Source organism: Pseudomonas delhiensis (assembly GCF_900187975.1).
Classification (GTDB): domain Bacteria; phylum Pseudomonadota; class Gammaproteobacteria; order Pseudomonadales; family Pseudomonadaceae; genus Pseudomonas; species Pseudomonas delhiensis.
Genome location: NZ_FZPC01000028.1, coordinates 89,889 through 104,433 on the forward strand (window position 1 = coordinate 89,889; position 14,545 = coordinate 104,433).

General features: G+C 69.3%; 13 protein-coding genes and 1 pseudogene. 7 read left to right on the plus strand and 7 right to left on the minus strand.

Going from position 1 to position 14,545, the window contains the following annotated elements:
• Positions 1 to 130: 130 nt before the first annotated feature.
• Positions 131 to 1,207: an S-methyl-5-thioribose-1-phosphate isomerase gene (gene mtnA / locus CHC02_RS23520; RefSeq protein ID WP_089393815.1), complete on the minus strand. Its 1,077-nt coding sequence runs from the start codon at positions 1,205 to 1,207 to the stop codon at positions 131 to 133.
• A gap of 157 nt (positions 1,208 to 1,364) precedes the next feature.
• On the opposite strand from mtnA, the gene CHC02_RS23525 reads away from it, so the two are divergent.
• The 5 genes from CHC02_RS23525 (at position 1,365) to CHC02_RS23545 (ending at position 6,189) form a co-directional block, all read left to right on the plus strand.
• Complete coding sequence (locus CHC02_RS23525; RefSeq protein ID WP_089393816.1) at positions 1,365 to 2,690, plus strand: TRZ/ATZ family hydrolase; 1,326 nt, start codon at positions 1,365 to 1,367, stop codon at positions 2,688 to 2,690.
• A gap of 116 nt (positions 2,691 to 2,806) precedes the next feature.
• Positions 2,807 to 3,505 (plus strand): bifunctional 2-polyprenyl-6-hydroxyphenol methylase/3-demethylubiquinol 3-O-methyltransferase UbiG, encoded by a 699-nt coding sequence (gene ubiG / locus CHC02_RS23530; RefSeq protein ID WP_089393817.1) that lies wholly within the window; start codon positions 2,807 to 2,809, stop codon positions 3,503 to 3,505.
• The gene (mupP, locus tag CHC02_RS23535; RefSeq protein WP_089393818.1) at positions 3,502 to 4,182 is read left to right on the plus strand and encodes an N-acetylmuramic acid 6-phosphate phosphatase MupP; all 681 of its coding nucleotides are present in this window, start codon (positions 3,502 to 3,504) and stop codon (positions 4,180 to 4,182) included. Before ubiG ends, mupP begins: the two co-directional genes overlap by 4 nt.
• Before the next feature lie 87 nt (positions 4,183 to 4,269).
• Positions 4,270 to 5,013 (plus strand): YciK family oxidoreductase, encoded by a 744-nt coding sequence (locus CHC02_RS23540; RefSeq protein WP_089393819.1) that lies wholly within the window; start codon positions 4,270 to 4,272, stop codon positions 5,011 to 5,013.
• A gap of 246 nt (positions 5,014 to 5,259) precedes the next feature.
• Positions 5,260 to 6,189: a GGDEF domain-containing protein gene (locus CHC02_RS23545; protein ID WP_089393820.1), complete on the plus strand. Its 930-nt coding sequence runs from the start codon at positions 5,260 to 5,262 to the stop codon at positions 6,187 to 6,189.
• A 309-nt stretch (positions 6,190 to 6,498) separates the two neighbouring features.
• Here CHC02_RS23545 and rluB read toward each other — a convergent pair.
• Positions 6,499 to 7,686, minus strand: a pseudogene (rluB, locus tag CHC02_RS23550) (23S rRNA pseudouridine(2605) synthase RluB); the annotation flags it as partial.
• A 138-nt stretch (positions 7,687 to 7,824) separates the two neighbouring features.
• Between rluB and CHC02_RS23555 the strand changes: the two are divergent.
• Positions 7,825 to 8,295: an NUDIX hydrolase gene (locus CHC02_RS23555; protein ID WP_089393822.1), complete on the plus strand. Its 471-nt coding sequence runs from the start codon at positions 7,825 to 7,827 to the stop codon at positions 8,293 to 8,295.
• Positions 8,296 to 8,577: 282 nt separating this feature from the next.
• On the opposite strand, the gene CHC02_RS23560 is transcribed toward CHC02_RS23555, so the two are convergent.
• Genes CHC02_RS23560 through zwf form a run of 3 tightly spaced genes read right to left on the minus strand, consistent with a single transcriptional unit; the run spans position 8,578 to position 11,420 of the window.
• Positions 8,578 to 9,228: a bifunctional 4-hydroxy-2-oxoglutarate aldolase/2-dehydro-3-deoxy-phosphogluconate aldolase gene (locus CHC02_RS23560; RefSeq protein WP_089393823.1), complete on the minus strand. Its 651-nt coding sequence runs from the start codon at positions 9,226 to 9,228 to the stop codon at positions 8,578 to 8,580.
• A gap of 19 nt (positions 9,229 to 9,247) precedes the next feature.
• Positions 9,248 to 9,964, minus strand: coding sequence for a 6-phosphogluconolactonase (gene pgl, locus CHC02_RS23565; RefSeq protein WP_089393824.1), 717 nt, complete (start codon positions 9,962 to 9,964; stop codon positions 9,248 to 9,250).
• Entirely contained in the window at positions 9,951 to 11,420 is a 1,470-nt protein-coding gene (gene zwf, locus CHC02_RS23570) for a glucose-6-phosphate dehydrogenase (protein WP_089393825.1), read from the minus strand. Before zwf ends, pgl begins: the two co-directional genes overlap by 14 nt.
• 200 nt (positions 11,421 to 11,620) lie before the next feature.
• On the opposite strand from zwf, the gene CHC02_RS23575 reads away from it, so the two are divergent.
• Positions 11,621 to 12,478 carry a MurR/RpiR family transcriptional regulator gene (locus tag CHC02_RS23575; protein ID WP_089393826.1) on the plus strand — a complete coding sequence of 286 codons (858 nt, stop codon included), beginning with the start codon at positions 11,621 to 11,623 and terminating at the stop codon, positions 12,476 to 12,478.
• A 353-nt stretch (positions 12,479 to 12,831) separates the two neighbouring features.
• On the opposite strand, the gene CHC02_RS23580 is transcribed toward CHC02_RS23575, so the two are convergent.
• Both CHC02_RS23580 and CHC02_RS23585 read right to left on the minus strand, forming a co-directional pair.
• Positions 12,832 to 13,677, minus strand: coding sequence for a D-hexose-6-phosphate mutarotase (locus CHC02_RS23580; RefSeq protein WP_089393827.1), 846 nt, complete (start codon positions 13,675 to 13,677; stop codon positions 12,832 to 12,834).
• Positions 13,678 to 14,065: 388 nt separating this feature from the next.
• Positions 14,066 to 14,545, minus strand: a 480-nt coding sequence (locus CHC02_RS23585; RefSeq protein ID WP_176450345.1) for a carbohydrate porin, incomplete at its 5' end; no start/stop codon positions are given.

The window sequence follows — 14,545 nt, forward strand, 5'->3', positions numbered from 1 at the left end:
CATCGACTCACAACAAATCAAAGACTTAGGTCATTGATCCGCGCAATCGACGGGGCCAGAAAAAGGCCCCACTGAGAACCGTCGGAGCTTACCACAAGCCAGGGGGAACACCTATCCCCGCCCGGCGCCCTCAATGCAGGCGCTTGCGGCTCATCAACTGGGCCATGCGCTCGGCGTCGGGGCGCTCGACGACGCCGCGCTCGGTCACGATGGCATCGACCAGGTCCGCCGGGGTCACGTCGAACACCGGATTGTAGGCATCCACCTCGGCCGCCACCCGTTTGCCGCCGATTTCCAGGAGTTCGCGGCCGTCGCGCTCCTCGATGGGGATGTCCTCGCCGCTCTCCAGGTTCATGTCGATGGTCGAGCTGGGCGCCACCACCATGAAGCGCACGCCGTGGTGCATGGCGTTGACCGCCAACTGGTAGGTGCCGATCTTGTTCGCCACGTCGCCGTTGGCGGTGATGCGGTCGGCGCCGACGATGACCCAGGTGATGCTCTCGGTCTTCATCAGGTGCGCCGCCGCGGCATCGACGTTGAGCGTCACCGGCACGCCTTCGTTGGCCAGCTCCCAGGCGGTCAGGCGCGCGCCCTGCAGCCAGGGGCGGGTCTCGTCGGCGTAGATGCGCTCGACCAGGCCCTCCAGGTGCGCCGCGCGGATCACCCCCAGGGCGGTGCCGAAGCCGCCGGTGGCCAGGGCGCCGGTGTTGCAGTGGGTGAGGATCTTCTGCGGACCGGCGTGCTGCTTGCGGATCAGCTCGACGCCGAGCTGGGCCATGGTCAGGTTGGCCTCGCGGTCGCTCTCGTGGATGGCGATGGCCTCGGCCTCCAGCACCTGCAGCGGGTCGTCGCCCGGCTTCAGGCGGTCGAGGCGCTCGCGCATGCGGTTCAGCGCCCAGAACAGGTTGACCGCGGTGGGCCGCGACTCGGCCAGCACGCGGAAGTCGTCCTCCAGGGCCTCGCGCCAGCCGCCGCCGTTGTTCAGGCGGGCCTGCAGGCCCAGTACCAGGCCATAGGCCGCGGCGATGCCGATGGCCGGGGCGCCGCGCACCACCATCTGGCGGATGGCCTCGGCGACGCCGGCGGCGCTGTCGTAGCTCAGCCAGGTTTCCTCCAGCGGCAGCAGGCGCTGGTCGAGCAGACGGAGGGTGCCCTTGCGCCAATCAATGGCCGTGACCCGCTCGGCCGCCAACAGTCGCTCACGCATGGAACACCTCTTTCTTCTATCAGGTCCGGGCGCGCCGGGCGGCACGCCGATATCGAGCCCGGCCAGGGCCGGGAAAACCCGCGAGTATAACGAGCCGCAGGCCAAGGCGCTCGGGTATACTGCCGGGCACCCGTTCCCGCGCCGCAGGAAGCGCCCCATGCCCGACGCCAAAGCCCCTCTCGACCTGCTTCTGCTGCCGACCTGGATAGTCCCGGTGGAACCCGCCGGCGTGGTCCTGCGCGACCATGCGCTGGGCATCCGCGACGGCCGCATCGCCCTGCTCGCCCCGCGCGCCGAGGCCCTGCGCCATCCGGCGGCGGAAACCCGCGAGCTGCCGGGCATGCTGCTCGCCCCGGGCCTGGTCAACGCCCACGGCCATGCCGCCATGAGCCTGTTCCGCGGCCTGGCCGACGACCTGCCGCTGATGACCTGGCTGCAGGAGCACATCTGGCCGGCCGAGGCGAAATGGGTGGACGAGGACTTCGTGCGCACCGGCAGCGAGCTGGCCATCGCCGAGCAGATCAGGGGCGGCATCAGCTGCTTCTCGGACATGTACTTCCACCCGCGGGTGACCTGCGAGGCGGTCCACGACAGCGGCATCCGCGCCCAGGTGTGCGTGCCGGTGCTGGACTTTCCCATGCCCGGCGCCCGCGACGCCGAGGAGGCGATCCGCCAGGGCGTGGCCCTGCACGACGACCTCAAGCACCACCCGCGCATCCGCGTGGCCTTCGGCCCGCACGCGCCCTACACGGTCGGCGACGACAAGCTGGGGAACGTGCTGATGCTGGCCGAGGAGCTCGACGCCGGCATCCAGATGCACGTCCACGAGACCGCCTTCGAGGTCCAGCAGGCCCTGGAGAAGCACGCCGAGCGCCCGCTGGCCCGGCTGCACCGCCTGGGCCTGCTGGGGCCGCGCTTCCAGGCCGTGCACATGACCCAGGTGAGCGACGAGGACCTGGAGCTGCTGGTGGAGACCAACAGCTCGGTGATCCACTGCCCCGAGTCCAACCTCAAGCTGGCCAGCGGCTTCTGCCCGGTGGAACGCCTCTGGCAGGCCGGGGTCAACGTAGCCATAGGCACCGACGGCGCGGCCAGCAACAACGACCTCGACCTGCTCGGCGAAACCCGCACCGCCGCCCTGCTGGCCAAGGCCGTGGCCGGCCAGGCCACCGCCCTGGACGCCCACCGCGCGCTGCGCATGGCCACCCTGAACGGCGCCCGCGCCCTGGGCCTGGAGCAGGAGATCGGCTCGCTGGAGCTGGACAAGTCCGCCGACCTCGTGGCCTTCGACCTCTCCGGGCTGGCCCAGCAGCCGGTCTACGAGCCGGTTTCGCAACTGATCTACGCCAGCGGCCGCGACTGCGTGCGCCACCTGTGGGTCAGCGGCAAGCAGCTGCTGGACGCCGGCCGCCTGACGCGCCTGGACGAGGGCCGCCTGGCCGCCGAGGCCGGCGCCTGGGGCCGGCGCATCGCCGGCGCCTGAACACCGCCGGGCGCGGCTGCGACAATCTGTCATGCCGCGCCCATCCGCCGCGCGAAGCTGGCATCATAGTCGGCCTGCGCGCCACGATTTCCCATGATTTGCAACGAAGGTACGCCATGAGCAACGTCGACCACGCCGAGATCGCCAAATTCGAGGCACTGGCCCATCGCTGGTGGGACCGCGAGAGCGAGTTCAAGCCGCTGCACGACATCAACCCGCTGCGCGTCAACTGGATCGACGAGCGCGCCAGCCTGGCCGGCAAGAAGGTGCTGGACGTCGGCTGCGGCGGCGGCATCCTCAGCGAGGCCATGGCCCAGCGCGGCGCCACCGTCATGGGCATCGACATGGGCGAGGCGCCGCTGGCGGTGGCCCAGCTGCACCAGCTGGAATCCGGCGTGCCGGTGGAATACCGGCGCACCACCGCCGAGCAGTTGGCCGAGGAAATGCCCGGGCAGTTCGACGTGGTCACCTGCCTGGAGATGCTCGAGCACGTGCCCGACCCGGCCTCGGTGATCCGCGCCTGCCACAGGATGGTCAAGCCCGGCGGCCAGGTGTTCTTCTCCACCATCAACCGCAACCCCAAGGCTTACCTGTTCGCCATCGTCGGCGCCGAGTACGTCATGCGCCTGCTGCCGCGCGGCACCCACGACTTCAAGAAGTTCATCCGCCCCTCCGAGCTGGGCGCCTGGTCGCGCGATGCGGGCCTGGCGGTCAAGGACATCGTCGGCCTGACCTACAACCCGCTGACCAAGCACTACAAGCTGGCCGACGACGTCGACGTCAACTACATGATCCAGACCCTGCGCGAGGAATGACGCCGATGCAGCTCAGAGCGGTTCTCTTCGACATGGACGGCACCCTGCTGGACACCGCGCCGGATTTCATCGCCGTGTGCCAGGCCATGCTCGCCGCCCACGGCCGCGCCCCGATCGACGACCAGCGCATCGCCGACGTGGTCTCCGGCGGCGCTCGCGCCATGGTCGCCGCGACCTTCGACATGGACCCCGAAGCTCCCGGCTTCGAGACGCTGCGCCAGGAATTCCTCGACCGCTACCAGGACCACTGCGCGGTCTACAGCCGCCTGTACGACGGCATGCCGGAGCTGCTGGAAAGCATCGAGCGGGCCAACCTGATCTGGGGCGTGGTGACCAACAAGCCGGTGCGCTTCGCCGAACCGATCATGCAGCAGTTGGGCCTGGCCGAGCGCTCGGCGGTGCTGGTCTGCCCGGACCACGTGACCAACAGCAAGCCCGACCCGGAGCCGCTGCTGCTGGCCTGCAGCCAGCTGGGCATCGACCCGGCCCAGGTACTGTTCATCGGCGACGACCTGCGCGACATCGAGTCCGGCCGCGCCGCCGGTACCAAGACCGCGGCGGTGCGCTACGGCTACATCCACCCCGAGGACAACCCCGCGCACTGGGGCGCCGACGTCATCGTCGACCACCCCCGCGACCTGCTGGCCGTGCTCGACCGCGCGCTCTGTAGCTGCTAGAGCAGCAGCCCCAAGCAACAAGCTGCAAGCCTCAAGCTCAAGCCGCTCTTTGTGACTTGCGGCTTGAAGCTCGCCGAAGGAGATTCCATGTTCCAATATTCCGCCCGCCCCGACCTGCTCAAGGACCGGGTGATCCTGGTCACCGGCGCCGGCCGCGGCATCGGTGCCGCCGCCGCGCGGGCCTATGCCGCCCACGGCGCCACCGTGCTGCTGCTGGGCAAGAGCGAGGAAAACCTCAACCAGACCTACGACCAGATCGAGGCCGCCGGCCACCCGCAGCCGGTGGTCATCCCCTTCAACCTGGAAACCGCCCAGCCGCACCAGTACGACGAGCTGGCAGCCACCATCGAGAAGGAATGCGGCAAGCTCGACGGCCTGCTGCACAACGCCTCCATCCTCGGCCTGCGCTCGCCCATCGAGCAGATCTCCGGGGAAAACTTCATGCGCGTCATGCAGGTCAACGTCAACGCGGTGTTCATGCTGACCCACGCCATGCTGCCGTTGCTCAAGCTGGCCAGCGACGCCTCGGTGATCTTCACCTCCAGCAGCGTCGGCCGTAAGGGCCGAGCCTACTGGGGCGCCTACGCGGTGTCCAAGTTCGCCACCGAAGGCCTGATGCAGGTGATGGCCGACGAGTGCGACGGCACCAACGCGGTCCGCGCCAACAGCGTCAACCCCGGCGCCACCCGCACCAGCATGCGCGCCATGGCCTACCCGGGCGAGAACCCGGCGAACAACCCGGCGCCCGACGAGATCATGCCGGTCTACCTGTACCTGATGGGCCCGGACAGCATCGGCGTCAACGGCCAGGCCTTCGACGCCCAGGCCTGACCGGCGCGGGGCGGCGCAGCGGCCGCCCCGCCGGTTTTCCGGCTCCGCCCGGGGGAAGGCCCCGCGACCACCCCGGCAAAGTCGCCATCATTTTGACATCCCTTTCCGCGACCTCCCCCCGCCCGCGGAACCAAAGCCCGCGCCAGACGGTCCCTTGAGCCGTCAGAACAGAACTTTCCGCGGGTTGGCACGAAAATAGCTCAGCCCTCACTGTCGCCGTTTTTGCGCCAGAGGTCGCCACGCGTCATGGCCCCGCCCAAGCAGTCCAACACCATCGATTTCGACACCGCCAAGCTCCAGCGCCTGGGCCTTGGCGAGAGCAGCCGCCCGCGCGGCCGGCGCCCGGCCAGCCTGGCGGATGTGCGCCGGCAGCTCGCCGTGCAGTTGCAGACCAGCCTTGAGACCGAACGCGTCCTGGGCCTGTTCTTCCAGGAGATCCAGGCGCTGCTGCCGCTGGACTACCTGAGCTACCAGAACGGCAGCGCCGACCTGCGCCTGGAGTTCGGCGAAGTGGCCAGCCACGGCGCCACCTATCACCTCAACCACGCGGGGGAATACCTGGGCGAGCTGGCCTTCCGCCGCCGCCGGCCCTTCGACGAGAGCGAGCTGGGCCAGTTGGAAAGCCTGATCGCCAGCCTGCTCTACCCACTGCGCAACGCCCTGCTCTACCGCGCGGCCATCCAGGCCGCCCTGCGCGACGCGCTGACCGGCACCGGCAACCGCATCGCCATGGACCAGGCCCTGGGCCGCGAGGTCGAGCTGGCGCGGCGCAGCCTGCAGCCGCTGTCGGTGCTGATGCTCGACCTGGACCACTTCAAGCGCATCAACGACCAGCACGGCCACAGCCACGGCGACGAGGCCCTGCGCTGCGTGGCCCGGGCGATCAAGGCCAGCCTGCGCAACGTCGACATGGTCTTCCGCTTCGGCGGCGAGGAGTTCCTCGTGCTGCTGTCCAACACCCCGGGCAGCAGCGCCGCCCAGGTCGGCGAGAGGCTGCGGCAGGCCGTCCAGGAGCTGGACTTTGCCGTCGACGGCCAGCACGTGCCGCTGTCCATCAGCCTCGGCTGCGCCACCCTGATCGCCGGCGAGCGCGTCGACGACCTGCTGCACCGGGCCGACGCCGCGCTCTACGCGGCCAAGCGCAACGGCCGCAACCGCCTGGCCTGCGCCGGCTGAGCGGACATTTGCGCAGGCGAAGAAAAGGGCTCCGAGGAGCCCTTTTTCCATGCCTGGCGCTTAGCGCTTGAAGCCCGGGCGCATGCCGTCGCCGGCCGGCTGCGGGCGGCGCTTGTTCAGCGGCTTGCGCACCACCGGCTTGGACGGGCGCTCGTCACGCTCGGCGCCCGGCTTGGCCGGACGCGAACGCGGCGCCTCGCCGGCCGGCGCCTTGCCACGGCCTTCCGGTCGCGGCGCGCGGGCCGGGCGATCGGCATCCTGGCGTGGGCCACGGGCCGGACGCTCGGAGTCCTGGCGCGGACCACGGGCCGGACGATCGGAGTCCTTGCGCGGACCACGGGCCGGGCGATCGGAGTCCTGGCGCGGACCGCGGGCCGGGCGATCGGAGTCCTGGCGCGGGCCACGGACCGGACGTTCGGAATCCTGGCGCGGACCGCGGGCCGGACGCTCGGAGTCCTGGCGCGGGCCACGAACCGGACGCTCGGAGTCCTGGCGCGGACCGCGGGCCGGGCGGTCGGAATCCTGGCGCGGACCACGGGCCGGGCGGTCGGCCGCCGGACGCTGGCCACGGGCCGGACGCTCGCCCTCGAAGGACGCCTTGCGCTGGCGGTTGCCGCGACCGGCATCCGGGCGCTCGCTGCGCGCCAGCGGTTTGGCCAGCTTGCGCTGCTGGCGTTCGAGCTTGTCCTTGGCCTTGGTGGTCATCTCCGGCAGTTTCACCGGCTTCAGGCCGACTTCCTCGCTGAGGATGTCCAGCTCGCGCTGGTCCATCTCGCGGTAGCGGCCCATGGTCAGTTCGGAGGTGAGGAACACCGGGCCGAAGCGCACGCGCTTCAGGCGGCTCACCACCACGCCCTGGGATTCCCACAGGCGGCGCACTTCGCGGTTGCGGCCTTCCATCACCACCACGTGGTACCAGTGGTTGAAGCCTTCGCCGCCCGGCGCCTGCTGGATGTCGCTGAACTTGGCCGGGCCGTCTTCCAGCATCACGCCGGCTTTCAGGCGCTCGATCATCTCTTCGTCGACCTCGCCGCGCACGCGCACGGCGTACTCGCGATCCATCTCGTAGGACGGGTGCATCAGGCGGTTGGCCAGCTCGCCGTCGGTGGTGAACAGCAGCAGGCCGGTGGTGTTGATGTCCAGGCGGCCGACGTTGATCCAGCGGCCGCTGCGCAGGCGCGGCAGGCGGTCGAACACGGTCGGGCGGCCTTCCGGGTCGTCGCGGGTGCAGACCTCGCCCTCGGGCTTGTTGTAGATCAGCACGCGGCGCACGTGCTCTTCGGCCTGCTCGCGGCGGATCAGGTGCTCGTCGACGGCGATGGCGTCGTGGCCCTCCACACGCTGGCCGAGGCTGGCGACCACGCCGTTGACCTTGACCCGGCCTTCCTCGATCCAGGCCTCGACGTCACGGCGCGAGCCGACGCCCAGGCGGGCCAGGACCTTCTGCAGCTTCTCGCCGGCGGGGGAAATTTCTGGGGTTTCGTGCGTGTCGTTCATCTGGGCACCTCCCGGTGTGTCATGCAACGAAGAAAAAGGTCGCGCATCATACGCGCTTGGGCGCGGCAAAGCACCGTCCGTGATCGGGAAAGCCTAGCCGCTTTTGGCATTCGCGCCGTTTTCAGGGGGAAAACCGGGTTGAACGACGAATCCGCCTTCACCGGCGCCAAGCTGGCGCTGTTCCACGATGGCCACCTGGTGGTCTACCGACGCGACGAAAAGCCCGGCATCCCCTTCCCCGGCTGCTGGGATTTTCCCGGCGGCGGCCGCGAAGGCGCGGAAACGCCGGCCGAATGCGCGCTGCGCGAGCTGGAGGAGGAATTCTCCATCCGCCTGGGCCGGGAGCGCATCGAATGGCAGCGCCGCTACCGCGCCACCCACGGCCCGGCGCCCTGGGCCTGGTTCCTGGTGGCGCGGCTGCGGGCAGCGGAGTTCGCGGCGATCCGCTTCGGCGACGAGGGGCAGTACTGGCGGCTGATGGCGGTGGAGGAGTACCTGGGCCTGGACCACAACGAAGCGGTGCCCTATCTGCAGGAGCGCCTGCGGCATTACCTCGAAGACCATCCGCCGTTTTCCTTGGGCACCGGTGTTCCGGCCGACGGCGGATAACCGCGAACGGTTATGCGCCCTACCATGGTGGGCTTGGCGTAGGGCGAATAACGCTCCGCGTTATCCGCCGTTTGACCTCGGCCACATGCCACTCTCGCTGCCGAGCACGGAGTCGCCCTCAAAACCACACCAAGCTCAACCACGAAGTTGCCGACAAGAAAGGTGTAGCGGCGGATAACCGCGAACGGTTATTCGCCCTACGCTCGGCGGCATCCCGCAGGGCGGATACGCCTCCATAAAAAAGCCCGGCACAAGGCCGGGCACGTCCGATCGCGGGACAGCTCAGTGTGATTCGAGCAGCGCCAGGGCCTCGCGCGACAGGCGCTCGACCGTGGCCCAGTCACCGCTGGCGACGGCGGCCTTGGGCAGCATCCAGGTGCCCCCCACGCACATCACGTTGTCCAGGCGGTAGTAGTCGTTCAGGTTGTCCGGCCCTACCCCGCCGGTGGGGCAGAAGCGCACCTCCGGGAAGGGGCCGGCGAAGGCCTTGAGCGCCTCGACGCCGCCGCACACCTTGGCCGGGAACAGCTTGAAGCGGCGCAGGCCGTGGCGGTAGGCGGCCATGATCTCGGAGGCGGTGGCCACGCCGGGCAGCAGCGGCACCGGGCGGCTCAGCGCGTGCTGCAGCAGTTCCTCGGTGCAGCCGGGGGTGACGATGAACTGCGCGCCGGCCTCTTCCGCCTGGCGGAAGGTCTGCGGGTCCAGCACGGTGCCGGCGCCCACGCACAGTTGCGGGCGCTGCGCGGCCAGGGTGCGGATGGCGGTCAGGCCCAGCGGGGTACGCAGGGTCACTTCCAGCACCGTGATGCCGCCGGCGGCCAGGGCGTCGGCCATGGGCAGGATGTCCTGCTCGCGCTCGATGGTGATCACCGGCAGGATGCGGGCGCGCTCGGCGAGGGCGTCGATGCGCTGGATGTGGGAATCAAGGCTCATGTTGCGGTAACTCCGTGCCTCAGGGGCACCAGTGGATCGACAGGGGAGCGCGGAGGAAGGCGCTCACCGGCATGCTTGCTTCGTCTTCGACGGCCAGCGCGGCCTTCAGGGTGGCCAGCTTGGCCTCGCCCTGGAGCGCCAGCAGCTGCACCCGCGCGGCGGCCAGCAGCGCACGGCTGAGGGTCAGGCGCTGGTGCGGCACGCTCGGCGCCCAGGCCGGCAGGCAATGGCGCGCGCCGGCGGGGTCGAGGGCTTCGGCCAGGCCCGGGCTGGCCGGGAACAGCGAGGCGGTGTGGCCGTCGTCGCCCATGCCCAGCACCAGCACGTCGATGGGCAGGGCCAGTTCGGCGACCTGGCGGTCGGCGATGGCCGCCGCCTCTTCCAGGCTCGGCGCCGAGTGGTACAGGCCGCAGAACAGCGCCCTGGCCGCCGGCCCCTTGAGCAGGTGGCGGCGCACCAGGCCGGCGTTGCTGTCCGGATGGGCTTCCGGCACCCAGCGCTCGTCGGCAAGGGTCACGGTCACCTTGCTCCAGTCGAGGGCTTCGCCGCCCAGGGCTTCGAGGAATGCCACCGGGCTGCGCCCGCCGGACACCGCCAGCAGCGCGCGGCCGCGCTCGGCGATGGCCCCGCGCAGTTGCTCGGCCACGCTGGCGGCCAGGCCGCGGGCCTGCGCCATCGGGCTTTCCCAGGCCGTCCAGCGCACGCCGGCCGGCAGACTCGGATCAATGGTCGCCATACCAGTCCTTCCCGTCTCTCGCGATCAGCGCCACGGCCGCCTGGGGTCCCCAGGTGCCCGCGGCATAGGGTTTGGGGGCATCGCCCAGGCGTTCCCAGCCGGCGATCAGGTGGTCGCACCACTTCCAGGCGAACTCCACCTCGTCCTTGCGCACGAACAGGTACTGGTTGCCCTGCATCACCTCCAGCAGCAGCCGCTCGTAGGCGTCCGGCACGCGCGCGGCCTGGTACGCCTCGGAGAAGCTCAGCTGCAGCGGCCCGGTGCGCAGCTGCATGCCCTTGCCCAGGCCCTGGTCCTTGGTCATCACCTGCAGAGAGATGCCCTCGTCCGGCTGCAGGCGGATGATCAGGCGGTTGCTGATCAGCGAGCGCTGCTCCGGGGCGAAGATGTAGTGCGGCGGGTTCTTGAAGTGGATGACGATCTGCGACAGCTTCTGCGGCATGCGCTTGCCGGTGCGCAGGTAGAAGGGCACGCCGGACCAGCGCCAGTTGCGGATGTCCACGCGCAGGGCGACGAAGGTCTCGGCGCCGCTCATGCGGTTGGCGTGTTCCTCTTCCAGGTAGCCGGGCACCGCCTTGCCGTCGATGAAGCCGGCGGTGTACTGGCCGCGCACCACGCGGCTGGCCAGTTGTTCCGGCGGGATCGGCTCCAGGGCGCGCAGCACCTTGACCTTCTCGTCGCGGATGCTGTCGGCGGAGAGGTCGCTGGGCGGGTCCATGGCGATCAGGCAGAGCAGCTGCAGCAGGTGGTTCTGCACCATGTCGCGCAGTTGGCCGGCCCGGTCGAAGTAGCCCCAGCGGCCCTCGATGCCGACCTTCTCGGCCACGGTGATCTCCACGTGGGAGATGTGGTTCTGGTTCCACTGCGTCTCGAACAGGCTGTTGGCGAAGCGCAGGGCGATGAGGTTCTGTACGGTTTCCTTGCCCAGGTAGTGGTCGATCCGGTAGATGCGGTTCTCCGGGAAGAATTTCGCCACCGCCTCGTTGACCGCGCGGGAGGACGCCAGGTCGTGGCCGATGGGTTTCTCCAGCACCACCCGGGTGCGTTCGGCCAGGCCGAGGGCGGCGAGGTTCTCGCAGATGCCGCCGTAGACCGCCGCCGGGGTGGCGAAGTAGGCCACCAGCGGCAGGCCGGCCGGCACCGCGTCGCGCAACGCCGGGTAGGAAGCGGCGTCGAGGAAGTCCATGCTCAGGTAGCTGAGGCGCTGCTGGAAGCGCGCCCACACGGCGTCGTCCCATTCGCGCGCCGGCACGGCCAGGCGCAGGCGCTTCTCGAGGGTGGCCAGGTGGGCGGCGGGGTCGCCTTCCTCGCGGGCCAGGGCGAGGATGCGAGTGTCGCCGTGCAGTAGGCCTTCGCGGTCGAGCTGGTAGAGGGCGGGGATCAGCTTGCGCAGGGCGAGGTCGCCCAGCGCGCCGAACAGCGCCAGGGTGCAAGGCAGAACGCGGACATCAGGCATTTGTTGTTACCAAACAGATTTTGAGGAACATTTGCCGAATACACCGGGCCATTAAGGCAAAAATGTAGTAATTAAACAACATATTTTTCCCAAGGCACGGTCCGGTTGGTCGTCTGCCGACCTGACGTTAGGATAGCGCCGCTGGCCGCGGGCACGTCCCCGGCCGTCGATTGCCCCACAGGGGCCACCAAGGAGAACGGATGAAGAACCTGCTGGAGCAGATCCAGACGCGCCTGGAAGACTTGAACAAGGCCGAACGCAAGGTCGCCGAGGTGATCCTGCAGAACCCGCAGCAGGCCACCCGCTTCAGCATCGCCGCGCTGGCCCAGGCCGCGAGCGTCAGCGAACCGACGGTGAACCGCTTCTGCCGCTCCTTCGGCATGAGCGGCTACCCGGAGCTGAAGATCCAGCTGGCGCAGAGCCTGGCCAGCGGCGCGGCCTTCGTCACCCAGGCGGTGGCCGCGGACGACGGCCCCGAGGCGTACACGCGGAAGATCTTCGGCAGCACCATCGCCTCGCTGGACGCCGCCTACAAGCTGATCGACGCACGCGCCGTGGACCGCGCCGTGGACCTGCTGATCCAGGCCCGGCAGATCCACTTCTTCGGCCTCGGCGCCTCCAGCTCGGTGGCGCTGGATGCGCAGCACAAGTTCTTCCGCTTCAACCTGGCGGTGTCGGCGCAGAGCGACGTGCTGATGCAGCGGATGATCGCCTCGGTGGCGCACACCGGCGACCTGTTCGTGGTGATCTCCTACACCGGCCGCACCCGCGAGCTGGTGGACGTGGCGCGCCTGGCGCGGGACAACGGCGCCTCGGTGCTCGGCCTGACCGCGGCCGACTCGCCGCTGGCCAAGGTCTGCACCCTCACCCTGGACATCCCGCTGCCGGAAGACACCGACATCTACATGCCGATGACCTCGCGGATCATCCAGCTGACGGTGCTCGACGTGCTGGCCACCGGCGTGACCCTGCGCCGCGGCGTGGACTTCCAGCCGCACCTGCGCAAGATCAAGGAGAGCCTGGTGCCGACGCGGTACCAGCTGGACGAGGAAGACTGACGCCCGCCGCAGTGATTTCGTAGGAACGGATTCATCCGCGATTTCGGCGCAGGGATCGACCGATCGCGGACGGAGTCCTACCCTGCCGGGGGCACTGCTTCTCGTAGGAGCGAGCTTGCTCGCGAACAGGCTCCGCTGCGGGGCTTATTCGCGAGCAAGCTCGCTCCTACGAAGAGCACATCGGCGCAGCCGGCAAGACAGTTGCTCCTACGATCGTGCCTCCCTGGAGCTGTAGGAGCGGGCCCTGCCCGCGATTCGCGCGCAGGGCGCGCTCCTACATCGAAATGGTGCGGATAATGTGGCGTAGGAGCGGATTTGTCCGCGATTGCCCGAGCCCCGCGCAGCGGAAACCGTCAGACCAACCCGGCCTTCAGCCGCAGGCGCATGCGCTCGCCCTGGGCCAGGATCAGCCCGCCGGGGCGGTAGCCGGCGGCGCCGATGCACAGGAAGCGGTCGGCCTCGCCCGGCTCCACCTGCTCCACCGCGCGGCTGCCGGGGTGCCAGATGACGCTGCCGGCGGCGGCGTTCTTGTCGATGCGCAGGCGGCGCTGCCAGCCGGCATCCTCCAGCACCAGCGAACCGGTGTTGTACAGCACCTGCTTGACCGCGCCCCGCGGCGTCCAGGTATTGGGTAGCGGCGCCGCCGGGCGCTGGCCGCCCTCCAGCTCCATGCCGTGGACCACGCTGCGGCGCAGCGAGCCGATGCGCCAGTAGGGCTGCAGGGCGAAGCTGAACAGGCAGTCGCTGTCGTCCTCGTGGTAGCTGGACAGCTCCATCTCCAGTTCGCGGCCCAGGCGCGCGTCCAGGCGCACGTGCCAGTCCTCGATGTCCAGTTGCCAGCTCACCTGCACCAGGCTCTCGTCGGCATGGGCGTCGAGCAGGCGCCATTCGCGCTGGCGGGCCCAACCGTGGGGCGGCCAGTCGGGTTCGCTGGGGTGGCTGCCGAACCACGGCCAGCACACCGGGATGCCGCCGCGGATGGGCGCCGTGCTCAGGGCCGGCCACTGGCTGGCGCACCACAGCATGGAGCGCTCGCCCTGGGGGCGGAAGTGCAGCAGTTGCGCGCCCTGGCGGCTGAAGACCGCCTGGCACAGGGGGTGATCGATCAGCAGCAGGTCGCGGCGCTGGAAGCGCACCCAGTCGAAGGGGCGCTTGGCACGCATGGAATGGAAGAAGCGCTGCAGCGGATGCTCGAGCATTGTCCGGAGGTCCTGAATCAATCCCTTCCCGGACGCTCCCGGGGCATGACATCTGTGTAGTTTTACTACACGTTGGTGAAAAAAGCGCAGATTCTACCTGAAAAGCATAGAACCCCAGCCACATGTGCGGATTTTTTCGTCCCGGGGCGCAATAGCCCCTGTAGAGGCAATGAGGGCGCCAGCCACGTAGGGCGCATAACGCCCCAGGCGTTATCCGCCGTTTGGCCTCGGTGCCCGGTGGCTCCGAGGTTGACCTGGGCGTTGGCTGTGACGCCGGCGTATCGGCGGATAACCGCGAACGGTTATCCCCCTACGAACAAAAAGCCCGCCCCGATGATGGCGGGCGGGCCAAGTACAGCAGCACCTCAGGAGCGAGTCGATGCGCGCGTCAGAAGCTGGACTGGACCTTCAGCCCGGCGACCAGGGCGTTGTCCACCTCGTAGACGCCGCCAGGATGCTTGATGTACTGCAGGTTCGGCCGCACGGTCAGCCAGTTGGTGACGTGCACCCCGTAGTACAGCTCGGCGTCGTACTCGCTGTGCTGCACCGGCTGGAACAGCGGGTTGTCGTAGTCGTCGATACCGGACACCGCGTTGATCTGCTTCTGGTGCCTGGTCACATCGTCGTTGATGTGGATGCGCGCCACCGCCAGGCCGATGTCGTCCTTGGGCCGGGCGTCGAACAGGCCTTTGTAGACGGCGCCGACCTGCTGGTAGTTGTCCACCGTGTTGGTCGCCTGGTCATGCACGATGAAGTTGGCGAACAGGCTCAGCCCGCGCGAGGCGTCGCCGTCGTGGGCGGTCACCTGCTGCTGCGCCACCACCCACCAGCCGTGCTTGCTGCCGTGGGACTTGAAGGCGTCGCCGGT

What these genes read in the sequence shown, in the direction of transcription:
- mtnA (WP_089393815.1), bottom strand. Translation starts at nt 1,207, where the DNA reads ATGCGTGAGCGACTGTTGGCGGCCGAGCGGGTCACGGCCATTGATTGG.
- CHC02_RS23525 (WP_089393816.1), top strand. Translation starts at nt 1,365, where the DNA reads ATGCCCGACGCCAAAGCCCCTCTCGACCTGCTTCTGCTGCCGACCTGG.
- ubiG (WP_089393817.1), top strand. Translation starts at nt 2,807, where the DNA reads ATGAGCAACGTCGACCACGCCGAGATCGCCAAATTCGAGGCACTGGCC.
- mupP (WP_089393818.1), top strand. Translation starts at nt 3,502, where the DNA reads ATGACGCCGATGCAGCTCAGAGCGGTTCTCTTCGACATGGACGGCACC.
- CHC02_RS23540 (WP_089393819.1), top strand. Translation starts at nt 4,270, where the DNA reads ATGTTCCAATATTCCGCCCGCCCCGACCTGCTCAAGGACCGGGTGATC.
- CHC02_RS23545 (WP_089393820.1), top strand. Translation starts at nt 5,260, where the DNA reads ATGGCCCCGCCCAAGCAGTCCAACACCATCGATTTCGACACCGCCAAG.
- CHC02_RS23560 (WP_089393823.1), bottom strand. Translation starts at nt 9,228, where the DNA reads ATGAGCCTTGATTCCCACATCCAGCGCATCGACGCCCTCGCCGAGCGC.
- pgl (WP_089393824.1), bottom strand. Translation starts at nt 9,964, where the DNA reads ATGGCGACCATTGATCCGAGTCTGCCGGCCGGCGTGCGCTGGACGGCC.
- zwf (WP_089393825.1), bottom strand. Translation starts at nt 11,420, where the DNA reads ATGCCTGATGTCCGCGTTCTGCCTTGCACCCTGGCGCTGTTCGGCGCG.
- CHC02_RS23575 (WP_089393826.1), top strand. Translation starts at nt 11,621, where the DNA reads ATGAAGAACCTGCTGGAGCAGATCCAGACGCGCCTGGAAGACTTGAAC.
- CHC02_RS23580 (WP_089393827.1), bottom strand. Translation starts at nt 13,677, where the DNA reads ATGCTCGAGCATCCGCTGCAGCGCTTCTTCCATTCCATGCGTGCCAAG.